This window comes from Dorea sp. ICN-14282, assembly GCF_037890115.1.
Taxonomy (GTDB): Bacteria; Bacillota; Clostridia; order Lachnospirales; family Lachnospiraceae; genus Dorea_B; species Dorea_B phocaeensis.
Map to the genome: position 1 here is coordinate 598,735 of NZ_JBBKBH010000002.1, position 23,196 is coordinate 621,930.

Annotated in this window: 23 protein-coding genes and 1 pseudogene; 9 read left to right on the forward strand and 15 right to left on the reverse strand. The window is 38.9% G+C overall.

Translation table 11 applies throughout. The features are described from left to right. Nucleotides 1-1,075: 1,075 nt before the first annotated feature. The 4 genes from WKT00_RS08285 to WKT00_RS08300 all read right to left on the reverse strand — a co-directional run bounded on the left by WKT00_RS08285 (nt 1,076) and on the right by WKT00_RS08300 (nt 5,191). Nucleotides 1,076-3,874 (reverse strand): DNA methyltransferase, encoded by a 2,799-nt coding sequence (locus WKT00_RS08285; protein WP_117592868.1) that lies wholly within the window; start codon nt 3,872-3,874, stop codon nt 1,076-1,078. A gap of 110 nt (nt 3,875-3,984) precedes the next feature. Beyond that, nucleotides 3,985-4,473, reverse strand: coding sequence for a chemotaxis protein CheY (locus tag WKT00_RS08290; protein ID WP_117649579.1), 489 nt, complete (start codon nt 4,471-4,473; stop codon nt 3,985-3,987). Nucleotides 4,474-4,530: 57 nt separating this feature from the next. After that, nucleotides 4,531-4,851, reverse strand: a complete 321-nt coding sequence (locus WKT00_RS08295; RefSeq protein WP_013976760.1) for a helix-turn-helix domain-containing protein — start codon at nt 4,849-4,851, stop codon at nt 4,531-4,533. Between the two features lie 124 nt (nt 4,852-4,975). Then, nucleotides 4,976-5,191, reverse strand: a complete 216-nt coding sequence (locus WKT00_RS08300; RefSeq protein ID WP_013976761.1) for a hypothetical protein — start codon at nt 5,189-5,191, stop codon at nt 4,976-4,978. Nucleotides 5,192-5,416: 225 nt separating this feature from the next. Between WKT00_RS08300 and WKT00_RS08305 the strand changes: the two genes are divergently transcribed. From WKT00_RS08305 to WKT00_RS08330, 6 genes are all read left to right on the forward strand, one after another. Further along, nucleotides 5,417-5,806, forward strand: a complete 390-nt coding sequence (locus WKT00_RS08305; protein ID WP_008374249.1) for a helix-turn-helix domain-containing protein — start codon at nt 5,417-5,419, stop codon at nt 5,804-5,806. A gap of 129 nt (nt 5,807-5,935) precedes the next feature. Beyond that, a complete protein-coding gene (locus WKT00_RS08310) occupies nt 5,936-7,789 on the forward strand; it encodes a recombinase family protein (RefSeq protein ID WP_118213163.1) in 1,854 nt (617 codons plus the stop codon). Next, nucleotides 7,786-8,574, forward strand: coding sequence for a hypothetical protein (locus WKT00_RS08315; protein WP_055145192.1), 789 nt, complete (start codon nt 7,786-7,788; stop codon nt 8,572-8,574). Before WKT00_RS08310 ends, WKT00_RS08315 begins: the two co-directional genes overlap by 4 nt. Continuing rightward, entirely contained in the window at nt 8,534-8,950 is a 417-nt protein-coding gene (locus WKT00_RS08320) for a hypothetical protein (protein ID WP_044999283.1), read from the forward strand. Before WKT00_RS08315 ends, WKT00_RS08320 begins: the two co-directional genes overlap by 41 nt. Further along, nucleotides 8,937-9,857, forward strand: a complete 921-nt coding sequence (locus tag WKT00_RS08325) for a hypothetical protein (protein WP_117592863.1) — start codon at nt 8,937-8,939, stop codon at nt 9,855-9,857. Before WKT00_RS08320 ends, WKT00_RS08325 begins: the two co-directional genes overlap by 14 nt. Nucleotides 9,858-9,859: 2 nt before the next feature. Next, a complete protein-coding gene (locus WKT00_RS08330; RefSeq protein ID WP_117592861.1) occupies nt 9,860-10,774 on the forward strand; it encodes a DUF6551 family protein in 915 nt (304 codons plus the stop codon). 477 nt (nt 10,775-11,251) lie between these two features. Here WKT00_RS08330 and WKT00_RS08335 read toward each other — a convergent pair. From WKT00_RS08335 to WKT00_RS08345, 3 genes and pseudogenes are all read right to left on the reverse strand, one after another. Then, nucleotides 11,252-12,103 (reverse strand): annotated as a pseudogene (locus WKT00_RS08335) (CpaF family protein); the annotation flags it as partial. Next, nucleotides 12,100-13,032, reverse strand: a complete 933-nt coding sequence (locus WKT00_RS08340) for a hypothetical protein (protein ID WP_101695255.1) — start codon at nt 13,030-13,032, stop codon at nt 12,100-12,102. The pseudogene WKT00_RS08335 and the gene WKT00_RS08340, both read right to left, overlap by 4 nt. A gap of 221 nt (nt 13,033-13,253) precedes the next feature. Next, nucleotides 13,254-13,472, reverse strand: a complete 219-nt coding sequence (locus WKT00_RS08345) for a pro-sigmaK processing inhibitor BofA family protein (RefSeq protein WP_101695256.1) — start codon at nt 13,470-13,472, stop codon at nt 13,254-13,256. 144 nt (nt 13,473-13,616) lie between these two features. Here WKT00_RS08345 and WKT00_RS08350 point away from each other — a divergent pair, with 144 nt between their 5' ends. Beyond that, nucleotides 13,617-13,853, forward strand: a complete 237-nt coding sequence (locus WKT00_RS08350) for a DUF2508 family protein (RefSeq protein ID WP_101695257.1) — start codon at nt 13,617-13,619, stop codon at nt 13,851-13,853. Between the two features lie 77 nt (nt 13,854-13,930). Here WKT00_RS08350 and WKT00_RS08355 read toward each other — a convergent pair whose 3' ends face one another. From WKT00_RS08355 to WKT00_RS08380, 6 genes are all read right to left on the reverse strand, one after another. Continuing rightward, nucleotides 13,931-14,419, reverse strand: coding sequence for a deaminase (locus tag WKT00_RS08355; protein ID WP_101695258.1), 489 nt, complete (start codon nt 14,417-14,419; stop codon nt 13,931-13,933). Nucleotides 14,420-14,450: 31 nt separating this feature from the next. Beyond that, a complete protein-coding gene (gene upp / locus WKT00_RS08360; protein ID WP_101695259.1) occupies nt 14,451-15,080 on the reverse strand; it encodes a uracil phosphoribosyltransferase in 630 nt (209 codons plus the stop codon). Between the two features lie 44 nt (nt 15,081-15,124). Beyond that, nucleotides 15,125-16,174 (reverse strand): L-threonylcarbamoyladenylate synthase, encoded by a 1,050-nt coding sequence (locus WKT00_RS08365; protein WP_101695260.1) that lies wholly within the window; start codon nt 16,172-16,174, stop codon nt 15,125-15,127. Between the two features lie 20 nt (nt 16,175-16,194). Next, nucleotides 16,195-16,920: an N-acetylmuramoyl-L-alanine amidase family protein gene (locus WKT00_RS08370; RefSeq protein WP_101695261.1), complete on the reverse strand. Its 726-nt coding sequence runs from the start codon at nt 16,918-16,920 to the stop codon at nt 16,195-16,197. A gap of 151 nt (nt 16,921-17,071) precedes the next feature. After that, complete coding sequence (locus WKT00_RS08375) at nt 17,072-18,991, reverse strand: glycosyl hydrolase family 18 protein (protein ID WP_408608327.1); 1,920 nt, start codon at nt 18,989-18,991, stop codon at nt 17,072-17,074. Between the two features lie 273 nt (nt 18,992-19,264). Continuing rightward, on the reverse strand, nt 19,265-19,486 hold the full coding sequence (locus WKT00_RS08380) for a hypothetical protein (protein WP_101695263.1): 222 nt from the start codon (nt 19,484-19,486) through the stop codon (nt 19,265-19,267). 503 nt (nt 19,487-19,989) lie between these two features. Here WKT00_RS08380 and WKT00_RS08385 point away from each other — a divergent pair. Then, a complete protein-coding gene (locus tag WKT00_RS08385) occupies nt 19,990-20,727 on the forward strand; it encodes an adaptor protein MecA (RefSeq protein WP_173814836.1) in 738 nt (245 codons plus the stop codon). A 125-nt stretch (nt 20,728-20,852) separates the two neighbouring features. On the opposite strand, the gene WKT00_RS08390 is transcribed toward WKT00_RS08385, so the two are convergent. Both WKT00_RS08390 and WKT00_RS08395 read right to left on the reverse strand, forming a co-directional pair. Next, nucleotides 20,853-21,053, reverse strand: coding sequence for a DUF1858 domain-containing protein (locus tag WKT00_RS08390; RefSeq protein ID WP_101695265.1), 201 nt, complete (start codon nt 21,051-21,053; stop codon nt 20,853-20,855). 497 nt (nt 21,054-21,550) lie between these two features. After that, nucleotides 21,551-22,453: a C40 family peptidase gene (locus WKT00_RS08395; protein ID WP_173814837.1), complete on the reverse strand. Its 903-nt coding sequence runs from the start codon at nt 22,451-22,453 to the stop codon at nt 21,551-21,553. A gap of 272 nt (nt 22,454-22,725) precedes the next feature. On the opposite strand from WKT00_RS08395, the gene WKT00_RS08400 reads away from it, so the two are divergent. Further along, the gene (locus WKT00_RS08400; protein ID WP_340262951.1) at nt 22,726-23,139 is read left to right on the forward strand and encodes a Fur family transcriptional regulator; all 414 of its coding nucleotides are present in this window, start codon (nt 22,726-22,728) and stop codon (nt 23,137-23,139) included. Nucleotides 23,140-23,196 lie beyond the last annotated feature (57 nt).

Consider the following 23,196-nt stretch of genomic DNA (forward strand, 5'->3'; position numbering starts at 1 on the left):
TAACGTAAAAAGCGTTTTAATATGATACAGCCAACGACAAGAAGCATATCTAACAAATATCATTGTCTATCACTTCTGTTTTCTCTGCCGATATCTCTCTGGTTAATGCCTAATAATCTTCCCTGCCAGACAAGACGATAAGTACAGCGTTTGCTTCTATCGTGTTTCCAAATACTTTCTTCCATCATACGATGGTTCTTCATCAAGTTCCAGTCCGTGACGTTTACAGATATCTAAAAACATTGTCCGGCAGGCAGAATCGGCTGCAGATTCAAAATTTTATTATTCAAAATAAATAAAAATGGATTCCACCAAAATACCCATCACCAAAAATGTACTGGACACTTCTATTCATTATATTTGCACCAACAACTTGAAGTTATCTTCCTGCTTACGACTTTCCAACAACATAAACTCCAAATATCATTTTGATAATATAAAGATACTTCTTTCTTACCCCAGAGCAAGATCCACCTGTGTTTAACAATATTGTCTTTCCGACAAATGTTCTTTCATCAGGTTTTTATCTTGCTGGGGATTCCCCAAACCCATTCTTTCTATTTATGCCGAGGTTACTGTACACATTAGAGCAAGATCCACCCCGGTAATACCATATCGCTATTTTAGCATTATGGCATTTTCCGGATGTTGGAATCTTGCTAAGGATTGTGCTCCCTAGTTCCTCACATTCAGCATAAATATATAATTGGTTCCTCGAATTTCTTCGGTCACAGCACAGGGAGAAAAAATAGGCTAAACAGCCCTATATCCCTGTGAAATCACCATGTGATTATAAAATAGCAAGGACAGGAAGTGTGGATACACTTCCGCAAAATTGCCAATTTCGGAGCCATATCCAAAATTGAAAAATACATAAAAATCAAAAATCCGAAACCTTACTCGATATCCAAATTTATAATTTTTACAGATTACAAAAAACCAATATGAAAATTTTACAAATTTTGTAACACATGTAAAATTCCCATATTGGTTTTCATTCATCTTTTATGGATTTGGAATATTCTATGTTTTCAAATATTTTACTTTGAGCAAAAAACAGCTCTATAAACTTTTATCATTGCATTTTCTGGTATAATTTCATCAACTCTCCCACACAATCTGCTTCCGTCATTTTTGTACTAAAGCCATACGCAGCCATAACAGCTTTATCATTTGCAGTATGTGCTCGTCGTAACTCGGCTGGCATTGTTAAAGGATCATATAAAGCCGCAAGATTACTACTAGGATATAATGTTCTTGCTTTCAAAATTTCCTGTGCCGATTTTTCAATTTGTTCCCGATTCTTCTCCGTTACTACAGGCCACGGAAAATTGTTATACACTATTGTGTTTGAATAACTATAATCACTTTTTAATCTTCCACACACTGCTCGCATCCATGCCATGTGAACATTCGACATCAATACACCAAATTCATAAAATGATGCATTGGGCATAGTGAATAATTTGTCTCCCGGAATAATTTCACCATCTAAATAATCCATTGGAATATATCTACGATTCTGAGAAGAAACTTTGGGAATCGCAATATATTGATTTTTATGTTCAAGTATTGATGCAAATAAAGTTGGATTCTCAGCCGCTTTTTTTGTGTTCGCTCTTGTACTACTAAGTCTAAATTCACGTACTTTATTCACTCGTTCTAATATCATCGGACATTTTTTTAATAATCCAGGATCAGCTCCAACAAGCCAAATACAATATCTCGGCTTTCGATCAATAAAATCTTTTCCCATCATATAATGTCTAAAAAACGGAGAAGCCTGTGGTTCTTTTTCCAAAAACTCTTCCTTTTCCTCTTCCGTCAATATTAAAAATCCACCATCAATTGCTTGCCCACCTAATGCTATTTCAGGAACATTACACAATGGTTTCATTCTTTTTTCAATGAATATATTTTCTGCATCAAGCAAATATCCATTAATATTATTCGCCGGAATTGCGTTCTCACCTGAATAAATTATTTTCTGCTTATTATTTACAGCTCTGCTAAAGCCAACAATTACACAATGAACATGCGCTTTTATTGACGCTTCACTATCCCATATAAATGTTCTGTATGCAAAATCAATGTGTACACCTGATTCAAAAAGCGGTTTCCAGAGAATCGAAACACTTTCTCCCTGTGTAATTGAATTAGTTGATACCAATGCTGCTCTGATATTATAATTTCCCATATAGTCAGCCGCTTTTTTATACCAGCAACTAACATAATCAAGATTTCCTATACTCTTCCATCCTTCAAATATCTTCTCAACATCTTCCTTCTGCTCCGACGCCATCCAACGTGCTCCTACAAATGGCGGATTTCCCATTATAAACGATAATTTTTCTGCAGGAATTACATCATTCCAATCAATTCTTAATGCATTTCCTTCTGTAATATTTACATATGTCTTTAAAGGAAGAAAATCGTCATTAAATCCATACACAATATTTTTCGTTTCTTCCAACATTTGAGATTCTGCAATCCATAAAGCCGTTTTCGCAACTGTAACTGCAAAATCGTTAATCTCTATTCCATAAAATTGCTGAATAGAAACTCTAATTGGATTATTTACCTCTACCAATGTCATTTGTCCGCCAACTTTTTCCTTTATCACCTCATTCTCCAAACGACGAAGCGACAGGTATGTTTCTGTAAGGAAATTTCCGGAACCACACGCAGGATCAAAAAATGTAAGTGATGCCAATTTATTTTGGAATTCTTCCAATTTTTTATCTCTGGTACGCTTCACTTGAATTGCTCTAATACTATCAAATTCCTTCTGCAAATCTTCCAAAAAAAGAGGACTAATAACTTTATGAATATTTTCAATAGATGTATAATGCATTCCTCCTGAACGTCTGGTCTCAGGATTTAATGTAGATTCAAATACCGCTCCAAATATAGTTGGAGAAATATCACTCCAGTCAAAATCTTCTGACGCTTTTGTAAGAAGTAATTCTTTAATTTTCTCTGTAAAAGGTGGTATCTCAATAGTTTCATCAGCAAATAACCCACCATTTACATACGGGAACTGAGCAAGTTCTTCCTCTAAATACTCGTCTCGCTCTGATACAGGTGTATCCAATATCTTAAATAATTCTATTATAGCTCTCCGGCAATCCTTTACTTCATATGTTTCCAAATAATCATGGAACATATTTCTCTTTCCAAAAATACCAGCATCTTCTGCATACAAGCAAAAAACAATTCGCACACATAAAGCATTCAGGCTCTTTAGTTTATGCTCTCTTTTTTCTCTCTGCTCAAGTGTTTCATCCTTTTCCTTAATATCTGGTATACGATATTGTTTTAAAAACGCATCATAAATAAGCCCAACAATACCTCCTGCTTTTATTGATACTTCCATTTCATGCGATATTGTCTTTACTTCCTTTTTCACCAAGAAGTCCAACAATGGATATTTGCTTTGTAATTCATCTAAAGCAATCTTTGTCGGTTCTGGCTGTTTCTGGTTCATATCATAAATCCAAATTTCAGCAAAATTTGACGTAACAATCCACCGAGCTCTTTCATCAAAAGTCAGCTTTCCATTATATCTGTCTGCCTGTTCAAATGGAGTAAGATCAACATCTCCTGAATTCCTGATTTTCTGATCCAATGCTTTTCCAAGACTCTTCTGTTCAATAATTACTCGTGTTTCAGGAATATACACATCAATACGTTTTGTATTTCCATCAATTACAACTTTCTTTTCAAAGTTCAAACGTTCTGTCACATTATCCATTCCCAAAACATTCGTCAATAAATCAATCCAATAAGAACGTCCATCTTCATCTTCTTTCCCTTTTCCCATCCATCGGTTTACAAATTGACGGGCAGCCTCTCTTTGTTCTGCATCTGTCATGCTTTTTTCCTCCTAAATAATCGTGCATTCACAAATCTTTCTCCGACTATTTTTACATATCATATCCACAGTATATCATAAAATTATTACAGAACAGCATTCATATATCATTATTTGTATTGTGTCTGCACACAAGGAACTTCTACCGCCAAATCATAATAATATTGATACATGATCATGTTATCTTTTGCTTCTATATACACTCTCTGAGCTTCTTTCAGCAAGTTATTCCAAATATCTTTCCATTCACTAGGAGCCGAATCTAAAAACCACATATTATTAAATGACATTTCTATCGTCCCCCATAAATCATCTTCTTTACGCTCAGTTTTTATATTCATCTGCATATTTCGTGCAATTTCCAATGCATCTTTTTGTAAAAAAGTGAATTTCACTACTTTTTGAGGATCTGGAACTTTCTTAAAACGACGCATATGAGCTTCTGCCTTTTTAATAATTGTTTCCAATTGTTCATCATGCCATTTTTTATCCTCTAGTATCTCTTCTTCTGACATTTGCGCTTTTTCTTCATTAATTTCTCTTTGCATTTCTTCCAATTCATGCTGTGCAATATCATAATATTTCTTTTCAATCACCATAATCTCTCAACTCCATAAAAAAAGAAACAGTCAACATTTTCGTTACAACTGTTTCCTTTATTTTTGAAGTCCCCGGAGCATTTGTATCACTACATTCTGTTCTTTTTCATCAAGATTATTCCAAATATTCAGAACCTCTTGTTGTGATTCTGATAAGCTTACTGGAACATCCATTCCGGCAAAGAATTGTGCCATTGTTACTCCCAGTGCATCACATATCTTTTCTACAGTAGGCATAGTTGGTAAACTTTCTTTAGCAATAATTTTTCCAATCGAAGATTGAGATATACCAGTCAATTGTGACAGCCGATATTTACTCATATCACGTTTTTTACATAAAGCTATAATATTGTCCGCAATATAATCCTCTGTACGCAAGTAAATACACCTCTTTCCGATAGTAGTTACCTTAATTGTAACTAGAAATCCGCAAAATTATTAGAGATGTATCTTACAAGTACTTACTAAGGGAAACAGTAGTATTAAAACAAAAAAAATAGAACTATATAAAGTTGTATTCCATTAATGTCAGCTTATTATCTAAATGCTCATATTCTCTTTGTATTTCTTCAATTTTATCATATAGTTTCAGCACTGTCGAACCCTTTATCATTTTATTCTCTTGGCACATCTGCCGGAATTTTTCTTTGTACTCCCGCAGTACTCTTCCTTTTTCCTCTAATTCCTCCAGTGTTTTGATTTCCTCTTTATCTGCCATGTATTTTCCTCCCAGACATAATTTTTAATACATAAATGATAACCCTTTTTTCGCTGTTGTTCAATTACAACTTATCGCCTTTTTCTCCCATCAATCGACAATCTTCTTTTTGCTATATACATATGATATACTTCTCTTTATACAACCAATTGCTGTTGTATAGCTCACCATTTTTTCTATCTACAACACAAGAAAGTCAAGTTGTGATGGAAAGGAGGTGAGGACATGGAAATAAATTATGCACTTATAGGCAAACGTATAAGAGAAACCCGCAAACAACGAGGATTATCTGCCGAGGAGCTGGCTGAAATTGCTGATCTTTCTACTGTTTATATAAGCTATATTGAAAATGCCAAGCGTAAACCCAGTTTAGAATCTTTAATCAAAATTAGCAACGCACTTGAAATTACTATTGATGAATTACTCTATGGGAACTTGTTATACAATCCTACGGAATATCAAACTGACATTGATTTATTAATGGCAGATTGTACCAGCACTGAAAAACGTTACATATTCGAGGTTCTTTCAGCCATAAAAAACATTTTACGAATCAATGATTGGCATCTATCCTCAAAACACAATTACGATGCTGATAACCCGAATGATTATTAAATCATTCAATAACAATCAAATATCTATTTCTACATAAACCATCCGTTAATCACTTAACCGATGGTTTATGTCTTTTTCAATCCAAAAATTCTATGATAGTTATATCAACTATAAAGGATGTCGCTATTGATGAAAGAAAGTGAAGAACGAAGCAGTAATATTGATGAACAGAAAGCCAGAATCCGGCAGAGATACAAAGGTATTGATCCAGAAGAACTGGAAGTAATTCCGGCACTTCCACCAGAGGATATTTTTAAAACAGAAAAAAAACTACGAGTAGCTGTATATGCAAGGGTATCTACGGATGATCCACGCCAAACATCCTCATATGAATTACAGAAAAATCATTATCAGGATGTAGTAAATAAAAATCCGAATTGGATGCTTGTAGAAATATATGCCGACGAAGGCATTTCCGGCACTTCGCTTCAACATAGAGATGCATTCAAAAAAATGATTGAAGATTGTGAAGGCGGAAAAATTGATTTAATCATAACAAAAAGTGTATCCCGATTTGCAAGAAACGTTGTTGACTGTATCCGATATGTACGAGAGCTTTCTTCACTCCGTCCACCCGTCGGTGTATTTTTTGAAACAGAGCATTTAAATACTCTTGATCCCAAAAGCGAAATGATTCTGTCATTCATGTCAACACTTGCGCAGGAAGAAAGTCATACCAAAAGTGAAATTATGAATTCTTCCATTGAAATGCGTTTTCGTCGGGGAATATTCCTTACACCTCCTCTGCTCGGATATGACCAAGACGAAAATGGAGATCTTGTAATCAATCCACATGAAGCTAAAATTGTGCAGCTTATTTTTTATATGTATCTTAATGGAAGTAGTACTCAACAAATTGCTGATTCTTTGACAGAACTCGGTTGTAAAACAAAAAAGAATAATGATGTCTGGTCATCCAGTACCATACTACAAATCCTTCAAAATGAACGCCATTGTGGGGATGTTCTGGCGAGAAAAACATGGACTCCGAATTATCTTGACCATAAATCAAGGAAAAACAATCAAGACCGTAATCAATACAGAAAAGTCGGACATCATGAAGCTATTATCTCCCGAGATGATTTCATAGCTGTTCAAAAATTAATTACAAATGCGAAATATGGAAATAAAGAGATTTTACCAGAATTACATGTGATACAAGAAGGCTCTCTAAGTGGATTTATAAGCATTAATCCAAGATGGTCTGGATTTAAATCCAGAGACTACTTTGAAGCATCTCAAAGCGTCCTTAAACCGGCAAATATGAATGCACCTGATACAATTACTGCTTCCGCCGGTTCCTTCGATTTAAGAGACTATGAAGTTGCTAGAGGACAATTTTTCTCCTCGGTTGGTCGGATTTCTGTTTCTTTTTCATATAAACAGATCTCTTTTAACAAAGATGCTATACGGAAATTTCCAAACATAAAATTTGTCGAAATGCTAATACACCCGAGCTCAAAACTACTTGCTATTCGACCATGTTCCTCTGAAACAAAAAATAAAGTGCAGTGGTCACGTCTCAAAGATGGTCAACTTATTCCAAAACCAATTTCCGGTGCTGCATTTTTGCCAACATTATACGAGATATTTAAGTGGGACAAAAAATGCAAATATAGAATATTAGGAGTTGCCCACCAAAAAGACAATGAAAATGTCCTTATTTTCAACATGGACGATACAGAAATACGAATCCCGACAAGTACCAACGAAGTATCCGCCCCCAATAACAACACGCCTGATACAATATCTGATTCTAAGAGTGTGTTAGCTTATCCTGCCGACTGGATGAATAGCTTCGGTAATAATTACTATACTCAGTCTCAAGCGCCAGAATTAACAGAATTTACAGTGGACAAAAACTGGCAAACTGCTTCAGAAAGTAAACCTTATAAAGAACCCGAGCTACAAACCACTCCCAAAGAAACCATTATACAAAATATAAAGAATATTATTACAGAAATTAAAGGAGACACCCAATGAGCGAGCAACCTATAAATCAATGGAATATGACTACAGAACCTTCTGATATGATGAAAATCAACACACCTATGCCAATAACAGTCGCACCCAGCCCCTCAAATCAAATGGAAGTCATTGACGATGATTCTTTCAGCTATGACGGTTATCAAGTTGTACGTGGCGAATTCTTCGCTCATATTTACGAACCTTCGTTTACGTTTAATAACTACAAGGTATCTGTAAATACCGCCTGCATAAAAAAGCTACCCGATGTCGAATATGTGCAAATATTAGTCAATCCCATTGAAAAAAAACTGGCTGTCCGTCCCTGTCGAGAAGAAGAAAAAGACTCTTTTCGTTGGTGTTCCTCTGGAAAAAAGCGTTCGCCAAAACAAATCACCTGTCGAATTTTCTTTGCTAAAGTGATATCTCTCATGGATTGGAATCCTAATTATCGGTACAAGATTCTCGGCAAATTAATTCGTTCTGGCAATGAAATACTGTTCATTTTCGATTTAACTTCACCTGAAATATTTCCTCGTACACTAAAAGACAATGGAACTGTAACCACTGCTAGGACACCTTCTTATCCTGAAGAATGGAAGAATCAATTCGGTATTCCAGTGGAAGAACATCAGAAATCAATGCAAGTCAATATATTTGAAGGCTACGCAGTATTTGACATACAAGAAAAGAAGAAGGCAACTGATAAATCCATAGAAAAAGCAAAAGAACCATCAACAGCAGAAAGTGAGGAAAAATCCTATGAACAACAAACACTCTTCCCATCCACTAATATGTATTGACTTTAAAAAGAATCGTATACGAATCCACCGCAATACACTCCGTCAAATTGGTAACCCAGAATATATTCAACTTCTTGTTAATCCTGATCAAAAAATGATAGGTATAAAGGCTAGTTGTGCAGAGGATAAATTGGCACATAAAGTTAAGGATTATTTTGTCATCAATGGTAACAGTTATGAATTGTACAGCCGAGAATTACTATATTCACTTTCCCAGCTTAACCTTTCTTGGGAGAAATTTAACATTTTTCGTTTAGAAGGCAATATTTACCCAGATAAGAAAATAGCTCTATTTTCCATGGATAACATCATCACAAAACTGCCACAAACAGAATTCAAATCAGAAATAATGGGAGATGAGTATGCGCAATTATAGTATATATACATTAAAAACAAAACTAGAATTCACCAATTTGTATCAATATCTCAGTGAAAAAGATTATAAACAACTTGAGCAACAGATATTATGTCATTCCTATCACACCCCCATCTGCACATGGAATGGTATTGTCATTAATGGTATAGAAGCATATGAATTATTTCGTAAACACAGTATTCCTTTCCGAATAAAAAGACTCCATTTTTCCAGTAAAGAAGATGTAATTTCATGGATATGTACTGACCAACTTAAACGAGAGGATTTAACCAATATCAATAAAAAATACCTGATTGGGAAAAAATATGATGCTGAAAAAATTTTAGTTTCAAGACAACTTTCATCTACGAATAAATCTCATATTTCCGGTGCAAGCATCGCAGCAAAAAAAATATCCGAAGAATGTAATGTAGCAATGGCTACCGTTTACAAATATTCTGCTTACAGTAGTGCACTAGATATAATTGATGAAAAAGTTCCGGATCTTGTCAAACGAGTTCGTTCTGGTCAGCTTTGGATTTCCCAAGCTAATATTATTGAACTTTCAGGATTATCAAAAGAGCAGCTTTTAAGTCTAAATAACTACCTTCTTGCCGAAAAGATAGAACATCTCAGTTATCATGATATGAAAAGGGAATTACTGTGGAATAATTACGCCAAACCGATATTAAAGAAAGAATCTTCCGTTTCTATTCCATCTATACGCAATCTGCCACAATTTGATCCAGATGCGGAAATTGCAAGTCTTACGTTGACGATTCCCTCATGGAACAGTTCTATCGAAAGAGTATTAAAAGTTTCAGATTTTAAAATTGCATCTGATACAGCAAAATATAAGCTTAAATATCAGCTTATGTGCCTAATATCAACCACAAATAATATTTTGAAAAAATTGGAGGAAATATAATTATGGATGGAAATACCGAAGATTTACAAAAGTTTGTTCCCCAAGTGCATTTTGAGCAAATACCTATTAAAAATTTATGTTCAAATCAAGATTACCAACGTAATCTTTCTATCAAACACGTTCAGCGTGCTGCAGCTAATTTTGACCTTTATCAGATAAACCCTGTAAAAGTAAGTAGACGTGATGGGATAAATTATGTGTTCAACGGACAACACACTATAGAAATTGTCGCTCTCGTCTCTGGATCAAGAGAAACTCCTGTCTGGTGCATGGTTTATGATGATCTTGTTTACACTCAAGAAGCAGATATTTTTGCAAATCAGATGAAATATGTCAAATCGTTACTACCTTATGAAATATTCATGGCTAATATTGAAGCTGGTAATGATAGAGAACTTATTATTCGTGACCTTGTTGAATCATATGATCTCTCTATTACTTCTTCCTCTCGCCCCGGAGGTATATGTGCTGTATCCACTTTAATTAATATCTATGAAAAATATGGTTTTCACACTCTTGATCGTGTTTTACGCCTTTGCGTTGCCACATGGGAAGGCGCGCCTATGTCCTTTAGCTCCAATATGCTTAATGCTATTGCCCGTCTGGATAATGCTTATGGAGAAACAATGAAAGATGACACATTTAAAGAAAAAGTAGGACGTGTCTCTGTCAGAGAAATCAGTCGTACTGCCAGAGAACGTCGTGCCGGTTCATTAGGGTTTGCAGAAGCTCTTTTACTAGAATACAATAAAAAATCCAAGTATTCACTTCCTTTTGAGAAATTATACACTCATAAAACACCCAAAAAAAGAGAACAATCAACTGAAGATGAATCCGGTCAAAGTTCCACTCCAGAAGGTCAGTTAGATTTATTTTCTACGGATCAGGACAATACTCAGGCTCTGCCAAACGAATAGCGCAGAGCCTTCAGCCTTCGTTCTATCCATACTTTCAAAAGAATACCCTACTCTAAGACTCCCTTTCATGCAAGCACTATTTTATCTTATTCCAAATTCATCATCCGCTCCATCCGCCACCTTATATATGAATATCCATTCCAAATATTTGCTTTTACCGGATACTCTTTCCTGTAAACAAATACAGTGTGATATTTAACAAAATGCATTCTACACCAGTTATGTATATCCTTCATATATATGTTACTTATACCGTTCACCCACTGTTCTAAAAACCATATGTCTTTATCTGACAATAACTCCATTATGAACAGTACATTATAATATTGAATGACACCTACTCTCTTCCTTTCCTCTATTAACCTTTTACACAATAACCTATACTTAATGTTCATATCGTTCCTATGCCTTCCCTCTAATCTATATTTTCCATCCTTATATACGTTATATATATAATTGTTATATAGTACATATAAACGCCTGCAGCATGTCGATTGCCTCTGCCGATCTTACTTCTCCGACGATAATCCGATCTGGCCGCATCCGAAGAGCTGATTTAATAAGATCACGGATGGTGACCGCTCCGCCTCCTTCTACATTAGCATTTCTTGCCTCTAGACGTACCAGATTCGGAACATCCCGAATCTGCAGTTCTGCATTGTCTTCAATTGTAATAATTCGTTCATCCTTGGGTATATATTGCGATAGTGCATTGAGAAAAGTGGTTTTACCAGAACCGGTTCCCCCACTGATAAAGATGTTGTATCCGGCTGCCACGAGTATGGCTAGAAAATCGGACACCTCTTCACTGATAGACTTCCAAGCAATCAACTGCTGCATGGTAATCCCTTCTTTTGAAAATTTTCGAATCGTAACAATCGGACCATTAATGGCAATCGGATCCAGCACCACATTCACTCGTGATCCATCCGGAAGCCTTGCATCCACGATAGGGGATGCCTCATTCACCAGACGATTGGAGCCTGCCACAATCTGCTGAACTACATCCTCTAACTTTTCCCTAGATAAAAACCGCTTTTCTGACTGATAAAGTCTGCCTCCTCGTTCATAAAAAATCGCCTCTGTTCCATTGATCATTACCTCTGTAATTTCATCATCTTCCAAAAACTCTTCCAAAAGATCCAGCTTTCGAAAGGCATTAAATAATTCCTTCCCAAGCGCCGTCTTCTGTGCCAACGGAAGATACTCCTGCTGCGATGCCTCGTTTAGCACTCGATAAATCAGCTGTGTCAACTCCTCATCTTCGATTTCTCTGGTCAAATCCAGTTCCTCCAGGATTCTGGCATGCAGCTGCTCCGCCAAAATCATGCGTGTCCCTCCTGTCTGGTCAGCTTCCTTCTGACATCCTCGTATCCCAGCAGATGAAGCTCCCGATCAAACTGAAGCAATTTTGCCTGAGACACAGGATCCGAAAGCTCTATCACCTGTACCTGTGTGCAGAAACTTAAGATCTGATACACCTCCTGAAGCCCTTCATCTAGATCTAGAATCAACACATCATAAAGTCCGCACTGCGCAATCTGACGCAGCAAATCAATCCAGTCCTCCCCAGTAACTCCCTTCAGATCTTCCGATACTTTTACAGGAAGAAGATAATCCATCTCTCCCATATGCGTCACAAGCGTTGTCAGAATCACCCCAAGATCCTGTTTTTCCTGCCGTGCGTAATACAAGGCGTCTGCAATAGTCGGTCCTTCTTCTGAAAAATAACCTCCTATCCCTCCGTAAACCTCCATATTCAGATACAACACATTGGCCTCTGACGCCAGTTTCTTCCCCAGTTCCAATGCATATCTTGTCTTTCCACATCGATGACAAGGCGAAAACACTCCTATAATTTCCATTTTTTGCGTCCGCACCTTCGTGAAAAACAATCCGTCAAATGCCTCTCTTTCACTGCATTTCCCAAAAATCTCCGCCAAAATCATCTCTGCAGATTGATAGCGGTAAATTTCCAAAGCGGAATCTGCTCCCTCTCGGCTTATCTGCCTTCCCCCAGCTCTCTCCGTCAGGATAAAGACCTGTTCCGCATCGATAGAGTTCCTCTCTTCTTCCGAATAATCCTCGCTAAGAAGCAATACCTGAATTTCACTTTTCTCCCGAATACGCTTTACTTGCTCCAGGCTCTGGCACACCTGTACCTGTAATGCAAGCTCCTGTTTTTTTAACAAATAAGCGGCAAAGGCAGCCGCATATTCCTGTTCCCTGTCACAGATTACAAGATTCCTGCTTCCCACATAGACTCCCTCCTGTTCCATCTTTTGTTCTTTTAACTGTTGCTCTTTCTTTACTCATTCATACATTGTGATTATTTGTCGATCTGACTTTGAAAAATTGAATTATCACGAAATTAGAGTTTCAGATACAAGATGCCATCTGCAACTTGTAGGACGATTATACCCTCCACCTTCTCCTTTGTCCAGCCCATTTTTAGAATCTCCCAAACTTTGTGCAACCTTTACAGAATTTTAAAAAAACAAATCCCATATAGCAGGGCAACCCCAGGAATTCCGAAGATTCCAGATGTCAATAACGTAAGAACATTCATCCCAACTCGCACGGAAATTCCCTGACTTTTTAGCAATTCATTTACAAAAAAGATCAATGCCATTCCCAAAACTGCCCGCACAAAAAAGTTTACCAAGATCTGCCCAAGTCTTCTTCCTTCTGATTCCATTCCCCCTAATCCCCCTCTTTTTCCTCGATTCCCAGCCGTTATATTCCTGACTTTTCTTTATCATATATATCATAAATACGAGTATTTTATTCCTGACATCTGCTTATACTAGGAAAAAGATAACAATGAAAACGGAGGAGCCCCATGAGATTATTTGAACGAAATGCCACTGCAGAAGCCGATATTTACAAACGCCTGTCGTTTGACCCTGAACAAAACACCTTGTCCGAAGAGATTATACGGGCAAGACAGGACTTTGAAAATGCCTGGCAAAATTTCCAAAACGCTTCCGACCCTGATCTGATCGACTGCTATATTTATCTCGGAAACGCTGCATGGAAACGTTATCGTTTCCTTCTGCGCCAGGCAAAACTGATATGAAATAGAAAAAAGACAGCAGCACCTGTAACTTCTTTGGTACTGCTGTCCTTTTTCTATCTGTACTACAATGCCTTTTTCTATAAGCGTATCGTAATCTCCCGATCTGTCCGGTGATACTGATGATAACGCACCCCTGCAGCATCGAACATCCGCATAGACGCCTTCACTGCTGTAGAATCTTCGTACTTATTGCTGTCATAAATCACTTCTTTAATTCCGCTTTGAATAATCGCTTTCGCACACTCATTACACGGGAACAGCGACACATACAATTTAGCGCCTTCAAGACTGCCCCCTCGGTAATTCAAAATCGCATTCAGCTCACTATGCACCGTATAGACATATTTGGTCTCCAGCGGGTCTTCCCCATCCCGCCGCCACGGAAATTCATCGTCTGAACAGCCCTTCGGAAGACCATTATATCCCATTGATAAAATTTTATTATCCTGGCTGACAATACAACAACCCACCTGTGTATTCGGATCCTTAGACCGAAGTCCTGACAGAATCGCAACCCCCATAAAATATTCATCCCAGCTTATATAATCTTCTCTTTTATTCCCCATATGACAGTCCTTTCCACCGCTTAAGCTCTCGCTATTTGGTTCCGAAAATTCGGTCTCCTGCATCTCCAAGCCCCGGAACGATATACTTGTGTTCATCCAAATGATCATCCAGAGCTCCGATATAAAGATCTACATCCGGGTGCTCTTCCTGCATTCTTGCCACTCCCTCCGGAGCTGCAATAATACACATAAAACGGATATTTTTCACCCCTTTATCCTTCAGCATCTGAATCGCTGCAGAGCAGGAACCTCCTGTTGCCAGCATTGGGTCTACCACAAATACTTCTCTTTCCCCGCAGTCTGCCGGAAGCTTGCAGAAATATTCTACTGGCTCAAATGTCTCAGGGTCTCGATACAGTCCAATGTGTCCCACCTTTGCTGCCGGAATCATATTTAAAATTCCATCCACCATTCCAATTCCTGCTCGCAGAATCGGAACAATTGCCATCTTCTTGCCGCTAAGTTCTTTCACAACCGTCTTACAGATCGGCGTCTCAATCTCCACATCCTGAAGCTTCAGATCTCTGGTCGCTTCATAGCACATAAATGCGGCAATTTCGCCGATCATGGCACGAAAATCTCTAGAGCCGATATCCTTTCTTCTAATTACCCCAATTTTGTGCTGAATCAATGGATGATCCATAACGTGTACTTCTGACATCTTTTTTCCTCCTTGTTGGTTATGTCTTTCGTTGTTTTTTTATATCATACCCGGATTACCCGGTGTCCTGCCGCCTTCAAAAGTCGGTTCATAATTGCGCTTCCAATTCCTTCTCCTGCAAACGCCTCGCTGAAAATATAATTGACCTCATCGTCATCAAATTCTCTTAAAATTCCATATAAATGACTAGCGATCGTCCGCTCATCCTCACGGGTTCCGATACTTTTAATATCTCCTGCCTGATACCTGTCAACCGTCTCTTTGGTTCCAATAATTCCAACCTGAAATCCTTCCCGGATCTTCTCAGCAGCCATTCTGTTAATCTCCGCAACTACAGCTTCCGTACTGCCTTCCACCACAGTCAGATCCGCCTTAGGTGCATAATGACGGTACTTCATTCCCGGCGCTTTCGGAGCCAGCTTACTGTCGGAAGAGATCAAAGTCTTGTCCACGTCCACATCTCCGATCAGCTCTTCTAACATTTCCCTTGTCACTGCTCCCGGACGCAGAATCATCGGAGGAAACACGGTCATATCCAAAATCGTAGACTCCACTCCGATTTTGGAATCTCCGCCATCAATAATCATCTCAATTCTTCCATCCAAATCTTCTTTCACATGGCTTGCTTTCGTCGGACTTGGACGCCCGGATGTGTTTGCACTCGGCGCTGCAATATAACCTCCGCCGGCACGAATCAGAGCCCTTGCCACGTCGTGATCCGGCATTCGCACAGCAACCGTTTCAAGTCCTCCTGTCGTTCCGTAAGGCACCCTGTCATTCTTTTCGAAAATCATAGTCAGGGGCCCCGGCCAATAAGCTTCTGCAATCTTCTTTGTACAAGACGGAATTGATGCTGTAATCCCATCTAACGCTTCCAAGTCTGCGACATGAACAATCAGCGGATTGTCAGACGGCCGTCCTTTTGCTTCATAAATCTTCTTTGCTGCCTCCTCATTCAGCGCATCTGCACCCAGTCCATACACCGTCTCTGTCGGAAATGCCACCAAACCGCCTTCTTTCAGAATTTTACCTGCTTCCTCAATAATATCTGTATTTATCTGGTTTTTATTTATTTTTTCTACTTTTGTTTTCATGCGTTATATTATACTACACTCTATTCATTCAGACAAGTTAGGATTCCTTTCGCCACTGCTTTTGCTAGTTCTTTCTGATAAGCAGAATCCGTAAGCCTTTTTGCTTCCTCAGGATTACTTAAAAATCCACATTCTACAATGACAACCGGAACTTCCGTCTTTTTTAACAGATAATAAGAATCTGCTGCTTTCTTTTCCCTGGTTCCACTCTCCTCTACCGTTAATAATGCCTGCTTTAGGATTTCTGCTGCCCGCTCCGCTTCTTTAGAATGCGAATAGTAAAACACCTGCGCTCCCTTTACCGCCGGATCCTGATAACTATTTTGATGAATGCTGACCGTAAGAGCCGGCATTGCGTCATTAATCAGTTTCACCCGCGCTTTCATATCCTGTACTTTTCTATTGTGATCCGAGTCCCCTGCGAGATCCTGATCCTTATCCCGTGTCATAATCACACGAACCCCTTCGTTTTCCAGCAACTTTTTCGTTTTCATTGCAATCTGTAAATTAACATCCTTCTCCTTAACAGAATTAGCGCCAACCTTTCCCGGATCATTTCCTCCATGCCCCGGATCCAGTACCACCGTCTTTCCTTCTCCCCGACGTGTCATCTTCTTCTCTGCCTTTTGTCCATCCGTCTGCTCCGCAATAACCGCTGATGAAGAGACCTGCTTTTCAAGATTTTTCCCAAAAACTAACAGGCCTGCAAGGAGCAGGAGCAAAATAAGAAGCTCTGCCTTTTTCATGGAACAACACCCCTTCCTAATTTTTGTTTTGTCTCCACTTCCCCTATCCACATACTCCGATTAACACCAGTAAAAGAAAGATATGAAAAGCTCCGGACAGTCTAATATATGACTGTCCGGAGCCTTTTATGGACGTTATTTTGTTCATTCCCTAATTTACATATTTTTGGATCAGGTTCCAAATATCACTGCTCTCCTGCCCCAGCGCCCACGCTGCTGTTCCGGCAAGCTGGTGATCTTTCATAAGCTGAAGCTTCGGTTCAATCGACTGTGCATCCTCTAGCCAAATCTTATAAGTCTCGTTCTCAACCGTCCAAACCGCGTAATTCTGCTGCGCTTCTTCATCCCAGGTTGTCTCTACACCCGCCTGAGCAATTCGTTCGCTTGCACTTGTCATTCCAAGCGCTTCACTCTCCACTTTCATTGGATACTCTGCATCTTCTGTTCCTGCCTGATTGTTCAGTTCCTCCTGTGTCTTAGGAATCTCCTTCCACAATCTGGTAAAGAATGGAATACCGCTGATCACCTTTTCAGCCGGGACCTCTTTTAATGTTTCTTCAATTCCTTCTTTTACAAAGTTGTAAGAAGATACCGGTCCTGCTTCTTTCGAGCCTGCAAAATGCTCATCATATCCCATAATAATTACATAATCTGCAACAATTCCCTGCTCCTTACGGTCATACTGCATGTTATATCCCTTCGGAACATAGTTGTCTACAGAAAGGATAATTCCATTCTGTCTGCATCTGACAGACAATTCTCGGATAAACTCGATATAATGCTCTCCGCATTCTTCTGAAATCTTCTCAAAATCGACATTAATTCCAGCAATGCCTACTCGGAGCGCTTCTGCAATCAACTGATTAATCAAATTCTCCCGGCTCGATGTGTGACTCAAAAGCTCATAAGATTCCTCATAAGAGTTAATTCCTCCGTCAAAATCTCGAATCGCTGCCCACACTTCAATTCCAGCCTGTTTTGCATAATTTACATAATCTGCTGAAGCAATGGATTCCAGACCGCCTTTTACATCCGCTACATGGAACCATGTCGGCACAATGGTCGTCAGACCTTTACTCTGTGCGATCATCTGCAGCACGCCTGCATTTGCATCCTCATTCGTCACATTATGCCATGCCATATTAATGGTATAATCCTTCGATATATTGGTATATTCCGGCTCCTTGAACTCCCGCTGAATCATCTTTTTCTCTTCTTTTTTCAGAGTGCTGTTTTTGACATACCCGATAAATCCATCTTTGGTTCGTACCTTTTTCCAGTTTTGTTCGCTCTCAACGATTGTAACTTCGTCCTTTTTCTTCAGTTCCGTTAAAATCGGGCTCTTAACTCCACCCTGGTAACGAACCTGCGTGTCTTTCTTTATCTCTGCAGTGGTAATATCATCCCAATCCGTGACTATCGCCACACGACTTGGATTTTCGTATACTTCATATTCAATATCCGTATACTGCTGAATAAAATCAAGTGCAATATATGCTGTACTTCCTTCGGTTTTTAAAATGACGTAGTCTTCCGACTTTTTCTCTTTTGAAATATTGTAATCTTTGCTGCCCACTTCCACAGACACCATATCCTTCGGAAGCATGTACAACAATACGTTCTCGTTAGGATCCCAATAGAATCGGCTGTTGATATACTTGCGTACAACGTCATACTGGACATAAGCCTTTCCATCTGAAATCATACCATGCGGCTCTACCACCTGATTGTCTACTGTTAACGCCAATTGGTTTTCATTTTCTATTCCATAATATTTGTTCAAATCATATTTTTCTTTTGACGGACTATATCTTTTCCACAAAAATGCTCCTATGACTGCAGCGATAATCAATAGAATCAAGAGGGCGATCTTAAGTCCCAGATTTCTCTTTCTTTTTCGTTTGGACTGCGGCTTTCTTCCAGCCTTTTTCTGTCGCACTACAGGGGAAGTGGTTTCTTCCGGCATACGACGCTTTGTCTCTGCCCCGCTCATCCTTCCATCTGAAATTTTGCGGCGTCTTTCCGGAACATTCTGCCTATTCTGCACAGTTTCACGCTCACGGCTTCCCATTTTTCTGCCGCTTCTTACACCTGCGCCCTGATCAGAAATCCGCCTTCTAGCTCCTGGCTGCGGCGCCTGGTTGCGTCCCTCTGCCGATCCTCTATTCTTAATCCCCGGTCGGTTTTCGCTTCTCGATCGATCCGAAGTTGTGCGGCGTCTTAAATCTTTTTCTTCCATGCTGCACCTCCTGTCAGATCATATTATATCAAATGCTTCTGCACACGTCATTATATATTTCGACATTTTCTTGATTTTACAGGGTGTTTGTATTCCTTATTATTTTTAAGTTTTACTTACTTTTACACCGTCGAACCACAGCTCCATAATATCCCCATTTTCATTCAGCACATAATCCCTCATATAAGCAGTATCCTCGCTCATTATATGAGCCTGAACAATCTGCATTGGGCTTGCAGGCAACCGGTCAATACCAAGATTCACCTTTTTCCTTTCGTATCCCGCCAGCTCCTGAAACATCCGTTCCATATCCGACGTATTGCCCATTTTTCTCCTCCCTCCCAACCGACAGATAACTACGGCTGCACTCTTGCAGATACAGGAAGGAAATGTGCTGTGATACGATAAAATCTGTACCTGCTTACAGCTTTTTGGTATAGAAGATAGTCCCGGTATATACACATATTACAAGGTTTCCAGTTACATATTTAACAGCTTATGACTGTCTCGTTACTCTTTTTTCATCTCAGTGTTTGTTGATAATTTCGCCAGAATCGGCGATTTTTGATTAGCAGTTCTGATTTGTACTGATAGATTATAGATTTAGATTCTATTTTGAGAAACGTATTTTTAGAAAAAATTTTTTATTCTTCCCTCCTTTATTTTAAGAACGTAGTTATCAGGGAAGACTATCTTCTAGTAACGTTAATTATAGCCAATCATATATTGGGATGCAAGCACTTTTTTATTTTAGCTTTTTTATTTTATCATAATTTTACTACCCATCATGTAATTGCTGTGATATACTGAGTTGGAAGGAAGTGATGTATATGAAGATTGAAAAACTCAATGACAATCAGATCCGCTGTACTTTGACACACGCCGATCTTGCTGAACGCCAGCTGAAATTGAGCGAACTTGCTTATGGAACCGAGAAAGCAAAGTCACTTTTCCACGATATGATGCAACAGGCAGCTTTTGAATTTGGATTTGAAGCAGAGGATATTCCTCTGATGATCGAAGCGATTCCTGCTTCCTCCGATTCAATTGTACTGATAATTACTAAAGTCGAGGATCCTGAGGAACTCGATACCAGATTTTCCAAGTTCGCCCCGTCACCGGGCAACGAACCGGATTTTCTAAAAAAAGATATTCCGGTAAAACTGGATGGAGCAGACGGCCTAATGGAACTGCTCGACAAAGTAAAGGAAAAATTTGACGCACCGAATCAGGAACAGGAGCCAAAGAAAAAACTTTCTCCAAAAGCTCCGGCACCTTCTCTTCGGTTGTTTTCATTTACCACTATGGATCATGTCCTTTTGGCAGCGCGTCTGCTTAACGGCATGTATTCCGGTTCCAACACACTGTACAAAGATCCCGCCGAAGATATGTATCTTCTGGCACTGACACAGTCAGACCTCTCCACCGGAGAATTTAATCGGATCTGCAATATGTTGTCGGAATATGGCGCATTGGAAAAGTCTTCTGGCTCTGTTCTTGCCTTTTTGGAAGAACACTGCGAGAAACTCGTTGCCGCGGATGCAGTAAAACAGCTTGCTGCTATCTAAGAATAGTGAAGCTTCAGCAAAACAAAATTCAAAACCCAAAACGGCTGTAACCTTTGGATAAATCTCCATGGTTACAGCCGTTTTTAGTTATGCGGACTATTCCCGCATATAATATTCTCTAATAATTAAGCATTCAAAGCTGCGTTGATCTTCTCAACTAACAGATCTGCATCTATCGCATGTACCATTGCTGCCTCTTCCAATGTTTCCATCTGTGCGGAAGGGCATCCCAGACAGTGCATTCCGATCTCCATAAGAATTGGAGCTACTTCCGGATGTGTATTTACTAACTCACCGATTGTTGTATTTTTGGTAATCTGTGCCATCATGACACCTCCTTCTTTTCTTCAGTATTTCCATTATAATCGCTTTTTATCATTGTGTAAACATTTTCACACAATTTATTCAATAAATTTGACTTCTCAAATGTCAATGTATTTTTCGCTTTTTTTCGACAAAACTATATTTTTATTATAACTTCACAAAACGTTCGTTCTTTTTTTACCCTTGAATAATCCCCCGATTTCCACCTCTTTTATGTGGATAATGTGGATAAATTTTGAAAAGTAACGTTTTTTCCACCTTTTTCCGCCTTTTCAATGTGGAAAACTTGGATAAGTTCTAATTTTACTTTTTTACATTTTTTTACAAATTTGTACATTTTGTACACCCATCCGACAAACTTTTTTCACCTGGCAAAAAGGTTCATCAGATATTTTCCCTTATGGTATGACATTAGAAAAGGACTATTATAAAATGAGATTCCGAAAATCTTTGAATTTCTCATTCTATAAAAGTCCTTTTATCTGCAAATCGTACTTTCTTAAATCAATCTTCTTATCGTAATAATGTTCGTGTAAGTGGCAGGAAGAATTCCGATTCCACGCGCGCTGTTAATTGCATTTACAATCTGTCCGTTCCCCATATAGATTCCAACATGTCCATCATAGAGAATCAGATCTCCGGCAATCGCCTGCTCATAGCTTACAGGTGTCCCCACCTGCTCCATATCCCATGTAGTACGGGGCAGACTGATGCCAAACTGTGCAAATACTGATTGGACAAATCCCGAACAATCCGCTCCGTTCGTTAAGCTTGTCCCTCCCCACACATAGGGATTCCCGATAAACTGACACGCATAATCTACAATTGCCTGTCCTGTTGCTGCTTTCGCCTGTGCCTCTTCCTGCAATTTTCTGGCAGCTTCTTCTGCCTCTGCCTGAAGGCGAGCTGCTTCCTCCTCTTTGGATTCCGCATACACAAAGGCTTCTTCCGGCGCCGCGGACTCAGAATTCTGAACCATTTCCCGGGCTTTCTGCTCTGCGTTATTTCCTATTATTATATAATCAGAATACACATAACCGCTTACGGATCCCGACTGAACTTTCGTCCACTCTCCCACGGGACCGAGAATATTAGCTGCATTATCCGGGTATAATTTTCCTACCCACTCACTATCCGTCGTTGGTTCACTTCTTATATATAGAAACGACTGGACATTGGCAAACGCCATATCTAAATACTCACCCTTTTCTGACGGCACCAGGTAATTCTCAACTTGAATCTCTTTTTCAGACAAGTAGCAATCACTTAGCACCTCTTCAATTCCAACCCGCGGCATCATATAGTCTTCCGCGGGATCGGAAGCCTCTGCCACAGCTGGAAATGCTGCAATAGATCCTGTAAGTGTAACCAGGAACAATCCTTTTTTAAGAATAGAATCCATAAACTCCCTCCTTTATGTTTTCTTATCTTTTGTAAATATTACAGAATTGTTACACGCGTTACGTTAACCATTATACCACCTATTCTCTCTATGTCAACCGTATTTTCAATGCTTTTCATCGTCATTTCCGTCTATATTCCAACAGGAAAATACATATTTTTCCAATCTAATTGTTACAAATTGTTACATTTTAAAATTAATCATTGACAAATGTCTTCTTCTGCCGTAAACTGATTTTAGTAACAATTATTGTTATTGAAAGGAGGCTTGCGGTGGCAACTTTAAAATATAGCAGACAGCGAGAATCTATCAAAGAATATCTGTCAAAAACACGTTCACATCCAACGGCCGACAGCGTATATCTTCATGTAAAGGAAGAATTTCCAAATATCAGTCTTGGCACTGTATACCGTAACTTAAATCTTTTAGCAGATATCGGCGAGGCTGTCAAAATAGCAACCCCTGATGGCGGGGATCGTTTCGACGGCAGGACAGAACCTCACTACCATGTGGTATGCACTTCCTGCGGAAATGTATTTGATCTTGAACTGGATCCTCAATATATGGAAACTGTTAATCAGACAGCTAATCAATACTTTGATGGAACCATTGACAATCACACAAGTTTATTCTACGGAACCTGCAGTGAATGTCTGAAGAAAAATTCTTCAAAAGATTTAAAATAACAATTGACAGTTAGCGGAAAATGTGTTAACTTAATATTAGTAACAATTACTAGTATT